We start from the raw sequence: 14,265 nt of genomic DNA, 5'->3' as shown, positions 1-14,265 counted from the left end.
TTCGCTGCGATTTTTATCTTCATCGGGAAATGGGAGGGACACGCCGTGAATGCTGACGATAAGACGCGCGTAACGGTTGACATATACGGAACGCAATATACCCTTACTGGACATTCCAGCATCGAGTACATGCGGCGGGTTGCCTCGCTTGTGAACGAACAGATGCACAAGATCGCGAGCGGGTCGCCCAGGCTCGACCTGGCGAAGCTTGCGGTATTGGCTTCCGTAAATATGGCGGACGAGCTCATGCGGATCCGCAGGGAAAACGAACGGCTGCTTCATGAGGAAGTCGAGCGCAAGCGGCTGGCCGGAGAGCTGGAGTCGATGCTCGCCGAGTGGGACGCGCTGCAGGCGCAGAGCGCGGCTTCGCTGGAGCAAGCCGAGCAGGTGCACGCCGCGAAGCTGGAGACGCTGCGGGACGATTACGAAGAGAAGCTGACGCAATCCCGGCTGGACGCGGACGGCGAACGGGAGCGGATGCTAAGCGAACATCGCGGCGCCCTGGCGCAGATGCTGGAGAATCATCAGCTCGAGCTGGAGCTGCTGAACGACGAGCTGTCCGCCGAGCGCGCCGGCCGGGAAGCGGAACGCGAACGGCTGACGGAGGCGCACGAGGAAGCGCTGTCCAAGCTGCGGTCCGAGCACGAGGCCGCGCTTGGCGAAGCCCGGGAGAGCGAGCGTCTGGAAAGCGCGAAGCTGCTGGAGGAGCGGGAGGCCGCCTATGCCAAGCTGGAGTCGGACTACCGGACCGAGGTCGAGCTTCTGAACGAAGAGCTTGAGGCCGCGCGGACGGAGCGCGAGCGCGAAGCGGAGCGGCTTCGGAATGAGTTTCGCGAAGCGCTGGAGCGGCGCGGCGCGGAGCAGCGAGCGGAGATCGACCGGCTGCGCGGCGTCCAGGGCGCCGATCTGGCTCAGCTGGCCGAGGAGCACGCACGCGCGCTGGCTTCGCTCGAGGAGGCGCTCGAAGCGGAGCGCGGCGGGCGCGCCGAGGAGGCGGAGCGGCAGCGTGCCGCTCACCGGGTCGAGCTGGCGCAGCTGAAGGACGGCTTCGACGCGGAGCTGAAGGCGGCGCTGGAGCTGTATGAGGCGGAGCTTACGCGGCTGCAGCAGGAACGGGAGCAGGCCGAGGCGAAGGCTGCCGCAGCGCAGGGGGCGCTAAGCGAGCGCGAGGAAGCGCTGAAGGCAGCCCGCGACGCCCATGCCGAGGAGCTGGAGCAAGCACGGACGGCTCAGCAGGCGGAGCTCGAGCGCGTACGCGCCGCCCAAGAGACGCAGCTCCGAGAAGCGGAGGAGGACCGCCGTCGGGAAGTCGAGAGCTTGCTCGAGGAGCAGCTGCAGGAGCTCGAGCGGCTGCGCCGGGATTCCGGGACGGAGCGAGACGGACTCGCGGCGGCGCTGGAGCAGGCGCGCGCGGCGCATGAAGCGGAGCTGGCCGAGCTGTCCGAGGCGCATGCCGCGGAACTCGACCGCCGAATCAAGGAGGATCGGACCGAGCTGGAGCAGCTGCGGGCGAGCCATCGCCAGGAAGTCGACCGGCTGCAGGCGGAAAGCCTGGATGCGCTCGAAGCGTCGAAGGCGGAGCTGTCCGAGGCGGTTGCGGCGGCGGAGTCGAAGCTGGAGCAGGCAAACGCGCAGCTGACCGACGCGATGGCCGCCGCCCGCCATGCGGTCGCGGCCGCCGAAGCGCGGCACGACGACGAACGGAGGGCGATCGGCGCGAAGCACGAATCCGAGCTGTCCGAAGCGCTCGCGCAGCTGGATCGGGCGCGTGCCGAGCAGGCCGAAGGCCAAGCGGCATTGACGCAAGCTCAGGAAGCGCTGGCAGCAGTGGCGGCCGAGCGAGAGCAAGAGCGCGATGCCGCGAAGTCGGCCTACGAATCCGCGCTCAAGGAAATGCAGGAGTCGTTCGAAACGGAGCTGCTCACCGTTCAGATGGCGCAGGTTAGCGGGTTGACCGAGGCGCAAGCGGCACACGAAACGAAGCTGAAGGAGCTGCAGGCGCTCTACGAGAAGGAGCTGGCGGCCGTACATGCGTCGTACGAGGCGAAGCTGCAGACGGCGGAAGCCCAGCGGGAGGCGGCGGCGCGAGAGCGGGCGATGCGGGAGGCGGCCGAAGCCGAACGCGAGGTTCAGCTGTCCGAATGGACGGCCTACAAGGACCGGATCGACGCGGAGGCAGAGGAGCTGAGGCAGGCGGTCGCGGCGTATCGCCGGGCCGAGGAGGAACGGGAGCGCAAGCAAGCATCGCTCTCGGACGAAGCCGAACGGCTCGCCGGCGATGCCGAGCGGCGCGCGAGCGAGGAAGCGGCGTCCCGCGCCGATGCGGAGCGGGAACGCGACGCGCTGAAGCGAGAGCTGGAGGCGCTGGCCGCTCGGGAGCGGGAATCGCGGGAGACGGCGGAGCGTCTCCAGGCGGAGATCGCGCGCGCCGAGCAGGCGGGACGCGAGGCCGCCGGGCGCGCGGCCGCGCTCGAGGCGCGCGTAGCCGAGCTGAGCCGCGCGGGCGAGCGGCAGCTCGAGGCGATGCGGTCGGCGGAGCGCGAGATCGAGACGGCGCGCGCCCAAGCGGCGGCGATGGAGGCGCTCGAGGCGGAGCGCGTCGAGCTGGCCGAGCGCATCCGCGAAGCCGAGCTCGAAGCGGCGCGCGCGCGCGCGGCCGCGGCAGAGACGCTGGAGGCGGAGCGGGCCGAGCTGGCGGAGCGGATCCGCGAGGAGGCCGGCGGCGGCGAGCAGATCGAGCGGCTCGAGACGGAGCTGCTCACGCTGCGCCGCGAGCACGAGGGGCTGCAGGTGGAGTACGCGAAGCTTCAAAACGAATACAACGAATGGATCGACATGCTCGAGGAGCAGACCTGATCCCGATCGAGAATGCCGTCCTTCCAGGCGGGCCAAAGTGGCTGTCCGGGAGGTCGGCATTTTTTTTGGATGCAGGGATAGGCATATGGGCCGGGTGATGAACGCAAAATCGGGTTAACGGCGGGTGAAATGGGCTGCGGAATGAGAGATGATCGCAGATTCAGGTTCATGACGGCAAGAAGAGGCGGCGGAGCCGGGGACGAAACGAAAGACATCCGTTCATCCCCCGGTCGCCGCGGCCGGCTTGGTCAAGAGACAACCAGCTTGGCCTTCATTTTCAGATGGCCGTCGCCGCACACGATGTTGCACTTGATGTCGTAGGTGCCGGCCGCGAGCGTGACGACTTTGGACTTCTTGCTGTTGTTCAGCTTGACGCCTGCGCCTTCGATCTGCACGCCGTGGGCGCCGGCTTCGTTCTCCAGCTTGATGCGGACGGGCGTATCCTTCGGAATCGTATACGTTTCCTGATCGAACTGCCAGTTGCTCGCGCGAATGACGATCTCCTGGGAGACGGGCGTGTCGTTGTCCGCCTGGTCCGCGTTGTTGTCCTTGCCGCCGCAAGCCGACAGCGCGAGGGCGAGGGCGCCCACTGCGAGCAGCTTAGCGAATGTGTTCCGTAGCAAAATCGGTTCCCCTCCGATCGATAACGTCGAACCGGCCGCCGGCCGATTCGGCATTATCATATCACATCGTCCGTGGACGAGATATGTCCAATCGATGACGAAGTAAAAAGGCCCCCGCCGCGTAGCGGGAGCCAGGGGGGGCGCCGGGATCAGGCCCGGTCGCCGGCGCGGCCGGCGCGGAAAGGGCTCGCGACCGGAATGAACAGGTCGATGATCCCGATGACCAGCGCTGCGAGCAGCGCGCCGAGGATCGTCACGGACATGTGACCGATGACGAACTGGGCGAGCCAGATGACGAGCGCGCTGCTCAGGAATCCGACGATGCCGCGGCCGAAGGGAGTTACCCGCTTGCCGAAGATCCCTTCGATAATCCATCCGAGCACCGCGATGACGAGCGCCAGCATCAACGCGCTCCAGAAGCCGCCGATCGTGAATTGCGGCACCAAGTAGCCGACGATCATCAGGACGATCGCCGAGACGATAAAGCGGACGACATGGCCGAGAAAGTGCATGCTCCGTTCCCTCCAGACTGTATGATCTTGTTTCCCGGTTCGCACCGGAATTGGCATTAGTGTGTCCCGTCCATCCGCAGGTATGAGTGGAAGGTTTCGCAAGCCCCGCCCCATCGGATATAATAAAGGCGAGAGGAGTTGGGCCTCGCCGTGAACGACAAGGCGCTAATCACGTTAGAATACCATAAAATCATCCAACGCCTGACGGATCTCGGGGCGACGTCCCTGGGCAAGGAAGAAGCCGCCAAGCTTCGTCCTTCGTCCGACTTGCGCGAAGTACAGCGGCGGCTGGCCGCGACCGACGAGGCGGCGAGAGCCGTATCTCTGAAGGGTGCGCCGCCGTTCGGAGGCGTCACCGACGTGCGGGCGGCGCTCGGCCGGGCCAAGCTCGGCGGCGTCCTTGGTCCGTCCGAGCTGATGGACATCGCGCAGTTCATCATGGGTTCCAGGCGTATACGTAAATATGTGGCGTCCGTCTCGGACGAACTGGAAATTCCGCTGCTCGAAGATCTGTGCGAGCCGTTGATCGACGCCAAGCCGCTCGAAGACGAGATCCGCCGCTGCATCGACGAACAGGGCGACGTTCTCGACGCCGCCAGCGCCGATCTGGGCACGATCCGACGGGAGATCCGCATCGGGGAGGGCCGGGCGCGGGAGAAGCTCGAGAGCCTCGTGCGGTCGACTTCCGTGCAGAAAATGCTGCAGGACGCGCTGATCACGATGCGCAATGACCGGTACGTCATTCCCGTCAAGGCGGAGTACCGCTCGCACTTCGGCGGCATCGTGCACGACCAGTCGGGGAGCGGCGCGACGCTGTTCATCGAGCCGGAATCGGTGCTGCAGCTCAACAACAAGCTTCGCGAGCTCAAAGCCCGCGAGCAGAAGGAAATCGAGCGTATCCTGCGTCATCTCAGCGAGCTGGCCGGCAACAAGGCCGAGCTTCTCGTCTCCGATGCCGAGTCGCTCGGCTATATCGACTTTATTTTCGCCAAGGCCCATCTTGCCGAGGCGATGTTCGGCACGCGCCCCGAGATGAACGACCGCGGCGAGCTGCGGCTCAAACGCGCGCGCCATCCGCTCATCGATCCGAAGCAGGTCGTGCCGATCGATCTCGAGCTCGGAGGCGGCTATTCCGCCATCATCGTCACCGGTCCGAATACGGGCGGCAAGACCGTCTCGCTCAAAACCGTCGGGCTTCTCAGCCTGATGGCGATGTCCGGCCTCTTCGTGCCGGCGGACGACGGCAGCTCGCTCTGCGTATTCGATGGCATTTTCGCCGACATCGGCGACGAGCAGAGCATCGAGCAAAATCTGAGCACGTTCTCGAGCCATATGACGAATCTGATCGGCATGCTCGGGCAGGTGACGTCCCGCAGCCTCGTCCTGCTGGACGAATTGGGCGCCGGCACCGATCCGGCGGAAGGCTCCGCGCTCGCCATCGCGATCCTCGAGCATCTGCACCGCATCGGCAGTCGGATCATTGCGACGACTCACTACAGCGAATTGAAAGCGTACGCCTACAATCGCGACGGCATCATCAACGCGAGCATGGAGTTCGACGTCGCGACGCTGCGGCCGACTTACCGGCTGCTCGTCGGCGTGCCGGGCCGTTCCAACGCGTTCGCCATTGCCGAGCGGCTCGGACTGCCCCGCGCGATCATCGACCACGCGAGAGGCGAAGTGAGCGAAGACGAGCTGAAGGTGGATACGATGATCGCCTCGCTCGAGCAGGACCGACGCCGCGCGGAATCCGACCGCCAGACGGCGGAGCGCGATCGCCGCGAAGCGGAGACGCTCCGGCAGCAGATCGAGGACGAGCGCTTCAAGCTGCAGGAGCAAAAGGCGAAGCTGCTCGAGGAAGCCCGCGAGCAGGCCCGCCAGCAGGTCGCCAAGGCGCGGCGCGAGGCGGAGGAGATCATCTCGGATCTGAGGAAGCTTGCGATGGAGGAAGGCGCTTCGGTCAAGGAGCACCGCCTGATCGAGGCCAAACGGCGCCTCGAGGAAGCCGTCCCCGATCCGGTAGAGAAGCCGCGCGCCGCCGGCAAGACGGCGAAGATCGAGCCCGGCGACGAGGTCAAGGTGTTCAGCCTGGGCGGCCAAAAGGGCCATGTCGTAGAGCTGACGGGCAGCGGGGAAGCGCTCGTGCAGTTGGGCATTTTGAAAATGAAGGTCGCCGTCGCCGATCTCGAGCCGGTCCGCAAAACGGCCGCAGCCGCGCCGAAAAAGACGCCGGTTCCGGCGGCGACCGTCAAGCGTTCCCGCGACGAAAACGTGCGCGTGGAGCTCGATCTGCGCGGCACGACGCTGGACGAAGCGATCATTGAGGTCGACCGTTTCCTCGACGAGTCGTTCCTGGCCAACCTCGGCCAAGTGTATCTCATTCACGGCAAAGGGACGGGAGCGCTGCGCAGCGGCATCCAGGAGTTTTTGCGCCGGCACAAGCACGTGAAGAGCTATCGGCTAGGCAATTACGGAGAAGGCGGCGCGGGCGTCACCGTGGCCGAATTGAACTAGAGGGGGGCGCGTCCGATGCCAGAGACGGGTACCGTCGACACCTGGATGTCGCATCCGATCGTGGCGATGCTGGCGTATTTCTCCGTCGGCATCCTCATGCTGATCGTTTGTCTAGCCTTGTTCGAATGGGTGACGAAGTACGACTGCTGGAAGGAGATACGGAACGGCAACCTGGCTGCGGCGATGGCCACCGGCGGCAAAATATTCGGCATCTGCAACATTTTCCGTTTCTCCATCGAATCGAACGATTCGATCTACGAAAGTCTGCTTTGGGCCGGCGGCGGATTTCTCCTGCTGCTCGCCGCGTATTTTTTGTTCGAATTCGTAACGCCGGTCTTCCGGATCGACGACGAAATCGCCAAGGACAACCGGGCGGTTGGGCTCATCGCGATGCTGCTGTCCGTGTCGCTGTCCTACATTATCGGGGCGGTCGTTACGCTCGGTTGAGCGGACTGCCGTTGGAGGCTGGGTAAATGAAGTATTTGTGGGGGACGCTGTTCGCGCTCGCCGCGCTGTTTTTTATTTTCGGCATCGTATATATGGTAAAGGAGGGATAACATGGCCGTGATCATATGCCCGTGGTGCCAGAGCGAGCTGATCCAGGAAGAGGGGCAGGAGCCGGACGAGTTTTGCCCGGTCTGCGACAACGAGCTGAAGGGCTACCGTACCCTGCAGATCGGCCTGGGAGCGGATGAGGAAGAAGAGGAAGTAGACGAAGAAGACGAGGACGATTACGATCGCGCGGACGGCGACGAAGACGAGCTCGCCTGGGGACGCGAAGGCGATCTGACGGAGAAGAACGAAGCGCTGCTCCGGTACGAGGAAACGGTCGAGGCGCTTCTCGACGAGCAGGACCTCGTGCCCGAATGCCCGCAGTGCCGCGAATACATGGTGGAGGCCGGCCGACAGATCGTCCCCGCGGAGGCGTTCGAGCCGCGCAAGGCCGAACGGATCGGCGGCAAAGCCGTTCTCGCCGCGCCGTTCGGCGTGCACGTATACCTCTGTCCGTCCTGCTTTACGATGCTGCATACGCTCTCCGATGCGGACCGCAGCCGCGTCGCGCAGAAGCTGAGCCGGGAAGACGGTGTGGAGGACGTTTAGTAAGGGGATGATGCCATGACAGCCAGAGTCTATTCGTCGGTCGCCGACATGATTGGGGACACGCCAGCCGTTCGCTTGCGGCGTTTGGCCGGACCGGCGGATGCCGAAGTGCTCGTGAAGCTGGAGAAAATGAATCCGAGCGGCAGCGTCAAAGACCGCGCCGCCTTCGGGTTGATCCTCGACGCGGAGGGGCGCGGACTGATCCGTCCGGGCTCTCTGATCGTCGAGCCGACGAGCGGCAATACGGGCATCGGCCTCGCGATGAATGCGGCGGCCCGCGGCTACCGGCTCATCTTGGTCATGCCGGACAATATGACCAAGGAACGAATCGCCCTGGTGCGCGGCTACGGCGCGGAAGTTGTACTGACGCCGGCCGCGGAGCGGATGCCCGGGGCGATCGCCGAGGCCGAGCGGATCGTGGCGGCTCACCCGGGCAGCTTCATGCCGAATCAGTTCGCCAATCCCGCGAACCCGAACATCCATCGTACGACGACGGCGCTGGAGATTCTCGAACAGACCGAAGGGCGATTGGATGCATTTGTGGCTACGGCGGGAACGGGCGGCACGATTACGGGCGTCGGCGAGACGCTGCGGGAGAAGCTGCCCGATATCCGGATCGCGGTCGTGGAGCCCGCGGGATCGCCCGTGCTTTCGGGCGGCCAACCGGGACCGCACAAGCTCGTCGGGACGAGTCCGGGCTTTGTACCGGCGATTCTGAACACGGATGTCTATGACGAGATCGTCCAGGTCGCCGACGCGGACGCGATCGAAACGATGAAGCGGCTTGCCCGTATGGAAGGGCTGCTCGTCGGACCCTCCTCGGGCGCGTCGGTATGGGCCGCGCTGCAGCTCGCCAAGGAGCTCGGAGCAGGCAAGCGCGTCTTGTGCATCGCCCCCGACACCGGGGAGCGGTATTTGAGCATGAATCTCTTTTAAAACCGAATCATTTCCGTTCAAAGCCGTTTCCGGGCCGAAGCATCCGCTTTCCGGAGACGGCCTTTTTGCCGTCCGGAATGGACCGGATGAACGATGCATAGAAAGGGCGCCGCCTAACCAGACTATCCTTTGATGCCAGAAAAAGGAGGGAAATTCGCCCATGCCCACGCTCCAACCGATCACGGCGAAAGAGCTCGAGTATATTGCCGACTCGATGTCGAACGAAGACCTGCTGATCAAGCAGTGCACCGCGGCCGCCATGCAATGCACGAATCCACAGGTGAAGCAAGTGTTGGACCATCAGGCGCAGGTTCACACCCAGCATTACCAAACGCTGTTGTCGATGCTGCAGCAGCACCAGCCGCTCGCCCCGACGCAACCGCAATCTTAAGGAGGATCGACACGATGACGCAGCCATTTTTGCCCGACGGGGATCTCGCGTATACCGTACTGTCGGATTTGAAGCGCGTGACCCGAGAATACGCCACGGCGGCGACCGAATCGGTCTGCCCGACGGTCCGTCAGTCGTTCACGCAGCTGCTCAACACGACGCTGCAAATGCAGGGCGAAATGTTTAACGCGATGCAGTCGCAGAACATGTACAACACCGCCTCGCCCGCGCTGAAGCAGGAAATCGACAAGCAGCTCAAGGGCTACCAGAACACCCAGCAGCAAACGAACCAATTCGTCCAGCAGACGAAACAAGCGATGCCCGCCTGGCAGCAGCAGCAAGCACAGGCGGCTCAGCAGCAACAGCCGCATTGACCGAAACCTCCTCCGCCGAGCTGCGGAGGAGGTTTTTTGTCGGATCGCCAAGGAGGCAAGCGAACGGAAATGCTCCTTTCCAGAAAGCCTGTATTTGATGTAATATGAAAGGTATTCAGGAGGGATCCCCATGAACGAGTTGAAGCTGAAAATTCTGGATCTGCTGAAGGAAGACGCCCGGCTGTCCGGCGCCACGATCGCGACGATGCTCGGGGTCGGCGAGGCCGAGGTATCTGCCGCCATCGAAGAGATGGAGCGGGACCACGTCATCGTCAAGTACGCGACCGTCGTCAATTGGAGCAAGGTCGACGACGAGAAAGTGACGGCCTTGATCGAGGTCGAGTGCACACCGGAGCGGGGGCGCGGATTCGAGAGCATCGCAGAGCGCATTTACTTGTATCCCGAAGTGAAATCCGTCTATTTGATGTCCGGTGCCTATGACCTGCTGGTGGAGATCGAAGGCAAGAACTTGAAGGAAGTCGCATCGTTCGTCTCCAACAAGCTGTCGACCATCGAATCCGTCATCGCAACGAAGACGTTCTTTATCCTTAAAAAATATAAACAAGACGGCATCATCTTCGAGGAGTTCGAGGACGATCACCGCCTGCTGGTCTCGCCATGACGGCGCCCCGCCAGTAAACCGACCGCAAAGGAACGATGTCCCATGATTACGAACGAGGAAAAGCTCGAGACGATGAAACCCAAAGACGGCATGCAGCAATACCTCGCCGCCAGCGCTCGCGCCATCCCGCCTTCGGGGATCCGGCGTTTTTTTGACTTGGTGAGCGCCAGCAAAGACAGCAGCATCATTTCGCTGGGCGTCGGGGAGCCCGATTTCGTGACGCCTTGGCGGTTTCGCGACGCGGCGGTCTATTCGCTCGAGAAGGGCAAGACGCAGTACACCGCCAACGCCGGCATGCCCGAACTGCGGGAAGCGATCGGCGAATACCTGCACGACCGCTTTCATCTGACCTACAACCCGGCGGACGAAATCCTCGTCACCGTCGGCGGCAGCGAAGCGATCGATCTGGCGATCCGGGCGTTGCTGGAGCCGGGGGACGAACTGCTGATCCCGGAGCCGACCTACATTCCCTACAATCCCATCGCGACGCTCGGCGGCGGCGTTCCGGTCGGCATCGAGACGTACGCGAAGGATCAGTTCAAGCTGACCGAGGAGAGCCTCCGCGCCGCCATCACGCCGCGATCCAAGCTGCTGATCCTCTGCTACCCGAGCAACCCGACCGGCGCCGTCATGACGTACGAGGACTTGCTGCCGATCGCCAAGGTCGTCGAAGAGCACGATCTGATCGTCGTTTCCGATGAGATCTATGCGGAATTGTCCTACGGCTCTCGCCACGTCAGCTTCGCTTCCCTGCCGGGCATGCGGGACCGGACGATCGTCGTGAGCGGATTCTCCAAGGCGTTCGCGATGACCGGCTGGCGGATGGGCTACGCATGCGGGCATTCGGATCTGATCGGAGCGATGCTGAAGATCCATCAGTATACGGTCATGTGCGCTCCGATCATGGGCCAGGTGGCCGCGCTCGAAGCGCTGAAGAACGGGATGGAAGACATGCACCGCATGATCGAATCCTACAATCAGCGCCGCCGTCTCGTCGTTCAGGGCTTCCGCGAAATCGGTCTCGAGTGCCACGAGCCGCAGGGCGCCTTCTACGCGTTCCCTTCGATCCAATCGACGGGCCTCAGCTCGGAGGAGTTTTCCCAGCGTTTGGTGCAGGAAGTGAAGGTCGCGGCAGTCCCCGGACATGTGTTCGGCCGCGGCGGCGAAGGCTTCATCCGCTGCTCGTATGCGACTTCGGTCGCACAATTGTCGGAGGCATTGGAGAGAATTGGCGGATTTTTGAATAAATTGAGATAATGCGGTAAAATATACGAAAAAGATGTTCTTTTTCCAAAGGTTCTGCTATAATAACCCTTGTTTTGCAACCCGCTATGACAATGGATCGAGACGAGCGGATCGAGACGGGCGAAAGGGGGAGGAGCATGGCGACGGCAGAACCGCATAACGATCTGGCAAAGGCCTCGGCTCGTATGATCTTATCCGCCCCGGATCACACCGGAGAAGCCGGCGGATCATCCCCGCTGATCGATAAAAGTTTGGAAGAAGAAATCAACACCCTCAGGCGCAGAATGACCGAGACGTTTATCCGCGAGGCCTCCTTTACATCGGAGCCCGTGATGGAGATCAGTCGCCTGCTGGATTTGAAGATTAATGAATATATGCGACAAATTTGCGTCTTTCGTTAAGGCCCGGCCGGTCATCCGTTACCGGCCTTTTTCTTTTGTGCTATAGTGGTGGGTAGGAAAGCGAGCAGGAGGGAACGGAATGCTCTTGATGGTCACCGGAGGGATCGGCTGCGGCAAGTCGGCGTACGCGGACTCCCTGGCCGAGGACCTCGGCCGGGAGGCGATCAGGCTGGCTTGTCCCGCTTGGCCGTCCGACGCGCAAGACAGGCCTCCTTCGGGCGAACCCGCGTCCTTTCACTCGCTGGAGGAGCGGGGAGAAAGGGGCTTCCTCTGGTCGAGATACCCCGCGGACGGCGGACTCGCCTCGCGTCTCGACCGCATCAACCGGGACTCGAATCCGTTCCGTGCGGAGCGTCGGGTGGTGCTTGTGGACAGCCTGTCCGGGTGGCTGCGACAAGCCGTGGCCGAGGCGTCCCGGAGCGAAGGCGGCCGGGAGCGGGTCGGCGGATCGGCAGACATCGGACAGGCGGAGCGGATCGGACAGAGAGCGGAAGTCAAGCGTTCGCTAGTAGAGTCCGCGTTCCGGGAAGTGCTCCGGGCGGTGTTCGCCTTTCAGGGCACCCGGATTATCGTCACCGAGGACACGCTCGCCGGTTTGGCGGCGGACCCCTGGGAACGGTTGTACATCAGCCTGCTGTGCGAGGCGAATCTCCGGCTGTCGGAGCAAGCGCATGCGATTTATCGGATGACCTCGGGGCTTGCCGCCGAGGTGCGGGGCGAACGGGTGAAACGGAGGTATCGATCGTGAAACTATATACAAGGACGGGCGACGAAGGACGGACGTCCGTCATCGGCGGCCGGGTGGCGAAGGACGATGCGCGCGTAGAGGCGTACGGCGCCATCGACGAGCTGAACGCGTTCGTCGGACAAACAGCGGTCGCGCTCGCGCGCGCGGGAGCGGCGGCCGGAGAGGCCGGAGGGCCGTCCTGGGACGATCTGCTGGGCGAGCTGACGGTCCTTCAGCACGAGCTGTTCGACTGCGGCTCCGATCTGTCGTACGCGGAGCCGGATCCGGCGCAGCTCAAAGTGTCGGCGGAGATGACGGCGCGCGTCGAGAGCTGGATCGACCGCTACGAGGCGGAGGCGCCGCCGATCCGGCGCTTTATTTTGCCGGGCGGCAGCGAGCCGGCGGCGCTGCTCCACGTCTGCCGCACCGTGTGCCGGCGGGCGGAGCGGCGCGTCGTGACGCTCGCGGCGACCGGGCAGTCCTGTCCGGCCGAGGTGAGGGCGTACCTGAACCGGCTGTCGGACTACTTTTTCGCGGCCGCGCGGGCTGCGAACGCGCGCCTCGGCGTCGGCGACGTCGAGTACGAGCGCGGGGCGCACGTATTCAGATCCGGCAAGACGTAAGGAGTTATCGACAGCATGACGGAACGGATGAACGGATACTACGCGCCGTTGGTGCACATCGCCGACGCGCAAGACGAAGGACGGATGCTGCGGGATGTGCTGCGGTCTCGGCTGGGCGTGTCCAGACGGCTCTGGGTGCGCCTGAAGACGACCGAAGCTGGTGTCACTATAAACGGGGAGAAAGCGTACTCCAGCGCGCGCCTTTCGATCGGCGATCGGATTGAGCTGCGCATGTCGGAGGAGGAGTCGGACGACATCCTGCCGCAACCGATGGCGCTCGATATCGTATTCGAGGATGAGCACTTGCTTGTCCTGAACAAGCCTGCCGGTCTCATCGTGCATCCGACGACGGGCCATTACGCGAATACGCTCGCCAACGGCGTCGTCCACTACTGGCGCGAGCGGGGCGAACGCTGCCGGTTCCGGCCGGTGCATCGGCTGGACGAGGACACGTCGGGGCTCGTCGTCGTGGCCAAGCATCCCTACGCGCATCAGCAGCTTTCGGTGCAGATGATGGCGGGCACCGTGGAAAAGAAATACCGGGCTTACGTATACGGGGAGCCGCCTGCATCGCGCGGCGAGGTAAACGCGCCGATCGGGCGCGTGCCCGAAGACCCGCACCGGCGCGCCGTTCTGGCGGACGGGCAGCCGTCGCTGACGTACTACGAAGTCGCGCGGACGTACGCCTGCGGCGCGAGCGCCCTGGACGTCCGCCTCGGCACCGGCCGAACGCACCAGATCCGCGTGCACCTCGGCTCCGTCGGCTGCCCGCTAATCGGCGACGATTATTACGCCGACCCCGCGTGGTCGTCGACGGAGCTTTCGGACCGGCTGTCCGGCGTCGTCGGGCGCCAGGCGCTCCATGCCGCGCTGCTGGCGTTCCGGCACCCGGTGACGGACGAGCCGTTGACGCTCGTCGCATCGCTGCCGGACGACTTGCGCGCGCTGGAGGCGGCGCTAACGGAGCTGCCGGCCGGCCTCGGCGTTCTCGGCGAGCGGTAGGCAGCAGCGGCGAGCGCCGGACGGCGACGGAGCGTGGCTTCGAATGCCGGTGCGGGCGGAAGTTGGCTGCGGCGTTTCGCCGAGGCTGAACCCCTTTTGCTGGCGGGTGTAGGGGGCGACGAAGCGCGAGATAATCGGAAAATCCGATTAACTCGGTCTCGAGGATGGCGCTTGGGCGAGAGATAATCGGAAAAACCGATTAACTCGATCTCGAGGATGGCACTTTGGCGCGAGATAATCGGAAAAACCGATTAACTCGGTCTCGAGGATGGCACTTTGGCGCGAGATAATCGGAAAAACCGATTAACTCGATCTCGAGGATGGCACTTTGGCGCGAG

15 protein-coding genes are annotated in these 14,265 nt (G+C 63.7%); 13 read left to right on the top strand and 2 right to left on the bottom strand.

Annotated features, from left to right (window positions below; translation table 11 throughout):
• Nucleotides 1-45 precede the first annotated feature (45 nt).
• Complete coding sequence (gene zapA / locus LKX83_RS17565; protein ID WP_227883595.1) at nt 46-2,856, top strand: cell division protein ZapA; 2,811 nt, start codon at nt 46-48, stop codon at nt 2,854-2,856.
• A gap of 248 nt (nt 2,857-3,104) precedes the next feature.
• Here zapA and LKX83_RS17560 read toward each other — a convergent pair whose 3' ends face one another.
• On the bottom strand, nt 3,105-3,479 hold the full coding sequence (locus LKX83_RS17560; RefSeq protein ID WP_227883594.1) for a cupredoxin domain-containing protein: 375 nt from the start codon (nt 3,477-3,479) through the stop codon (nt 3,105-3,107).
• A 149-nt stretch (nt 3,480-3,628) separates the two neighbouring features.
• Nucleotides 3,629-3,991: a phage holin family protein gene (locus tag LKX83_RS17555; protein WP_227883593.1), complete on the bottom strand. Its 363-nt coding sequence runs from the start codon at nt 3,989-3,991 to the stop codon at nt 3,629-3,631.
• 150 nt (nt 3,992-4,141) lie between these two features.
• On the opposite strand from LKX83_RS17555, the gene LKX83_RS17550 reads away from it, so the two are divergent.
• From LKX83_RS17550 to LKX83_RS17495, 12 genes are all read left to right on the top strand, one after another.
• Entirely contained in the window at nt 4,142-6,505 is a 2,364-nt protein-coding gene (locus tag LKX83_RS17550) for an endonuclease MutS2 (RefSeq protein ID WP_227883592.1), read from the top strand.
• A 15-nt stretch (nt 6,506-6,520) separates the two neighbouring features.
• Nucleotides 6,521-6,952 (top strand): DUF350 domain-containing protein, encoded by a 432-nt coding sequence (locus LKX83_RS17545; RefSeq protein WP_227883591.1) that lies wholly within the window; start codon nt 6,521-6,523, stop codon nt 6,950-6,952.
• A gap of 111 nt (nt 6,953-7,063) precedes the next feature.
• Nucleotides 7,064-7,606, top strand: coding sequence for a hypothetical protein (locus LKX83_RS17540; protein ID WP_227883590.1), 543 nt, complete (start codon nt 7,064-7,066; stop codon nt 7,604-7,606).
• Nucleotides 7,607-7,621: 15 nt separating this feature from the next.
• Nucleotides 7,622-8,542 carry a cysteine synthase A gene (gene cysK, locus LKX83_RS17535; protein WP_227883589.1) on the top strand — a complete coding sequence of 307 codons (921 nt, stop codon included), beginning with the start codon at nt 7,622-7,624 and terminating at the stop codon, nt 8,540-8,542.
• Between the two features lie 160 nt (nt 8,543-8,702).
• Complete coding sequence (locus LKX83_RS17530) at nt 8,703-8,933, top strand: spore coat protein (protein ID WP_227883588.1); 231 nt, start codon at nt 8,703-8,705, stop codon at nt 8,931-8,933.
• Between the two features lie 14 nt (nt 8,934-8,947).
• Complete coding sequence (locus LKX83_RS17525; protein ID WP_227883587.1) at nt 8,948-9,307, top strand: spore coat protein; 360 nt, start codon at nt 8,948-8,950, stop codon at nt 9,305-9,307.
• 130 nt (nt 9,308-9,437) lie between these two features.
• Nucleotides 9,438-9,929, top strand: a complete 492-nt coding sequence (locus LKX83_RS17520; RefSeq protein WP_227883586.1) for an Lrp/AsnC family transcriptional regulator — start codon at nt 9,438-9,440, stop codon at nt 9,927-9,929.
• A gap of 42 nt (nt 9,930-9,971) precedes the next feature.
• A complete protein-coding gene (locus LKX83_RS17515) occupies nt 9,972-11,186 on the top strand; it encodes an aminotransferase class I/II-fold pyridoxal phosphate-dependent enzyme (protein ID WP_304518335.1) in 1,215 nt (404 codons plus the stop codon).
• A 125-nt stretch (nt 11,187-11,311) separates the two neighbouring features.
• The gene (locus LKX83_RS17510; RefSeq protein ID WP_227883585.1) at nt 11,312-11,575 is read left to right on the top strand and encodes an aspartyl-phosphate phosphatase Spo0E family protein; all 264 of its coding nucleotides are present in this window, start codon (nt 11,312-11,314) and stop codon (nt 11,573-11,575) included.
• 79 nt (nt 11,576-11,654) lie between these two features.
• Nucleotides 11,655-12,323 carry a bifunctional adenosylcobinamide kinase/adenosylcobinamide-phosphate guanylyltransferase gene (locus LKX83_RS17505; protein WP_227883584.1) on the top strand — a complete coding sequence of 223 codons (669 nt, stop codon included), beginning with the start codon at nt 11,655-11,657 and terminating at the stop codon, nt 12,321-12,323.
• Nucleotides 12,320-12,925, top strand: a complete 606-nt coding sequence (locus LKX83_RS17500) for a cob(I)yrinic acid a,c-diamide adenosyltransferase (protein WP_227883583.1) — start codon at nt 12,320-12,322, stop codon at nt 12,923-12,925. Before LKX83_RS17505 ends, LKX83_RS17500 begins: the two co-directional genes overlap by 4 nt.
• Before the next feature lie 15 nt (nt 12,926-12,940).
• Nucleotides 12,941-13,927 carry an RluA family pseudouridine synthase gene (locus LKX83_RS17495; protein ID WP_227883582.1) on the top strand — a complete coding sequence of 329 codons (987 nt, stop codon included), beginning with the start codon at nt 12,941-12,943 and terminating at the stop codon, nt 13,925-13,927.
• Nucleotides 13,928-14,265: the final 338 nt, after the last annotated feature.

This window comes from Cohnella baijiui (genome assembly GCF_020731285.1).
Classification (GTDB): Bacteria; Bacillota; Bacilli; order Paenibacillales; family Paenibacillaceae; genus Cohnella.
Note: the sequence above shows the minus strand (reverse complement) of the source record. Positions and strands in the feature narration are given on the sequence as shown.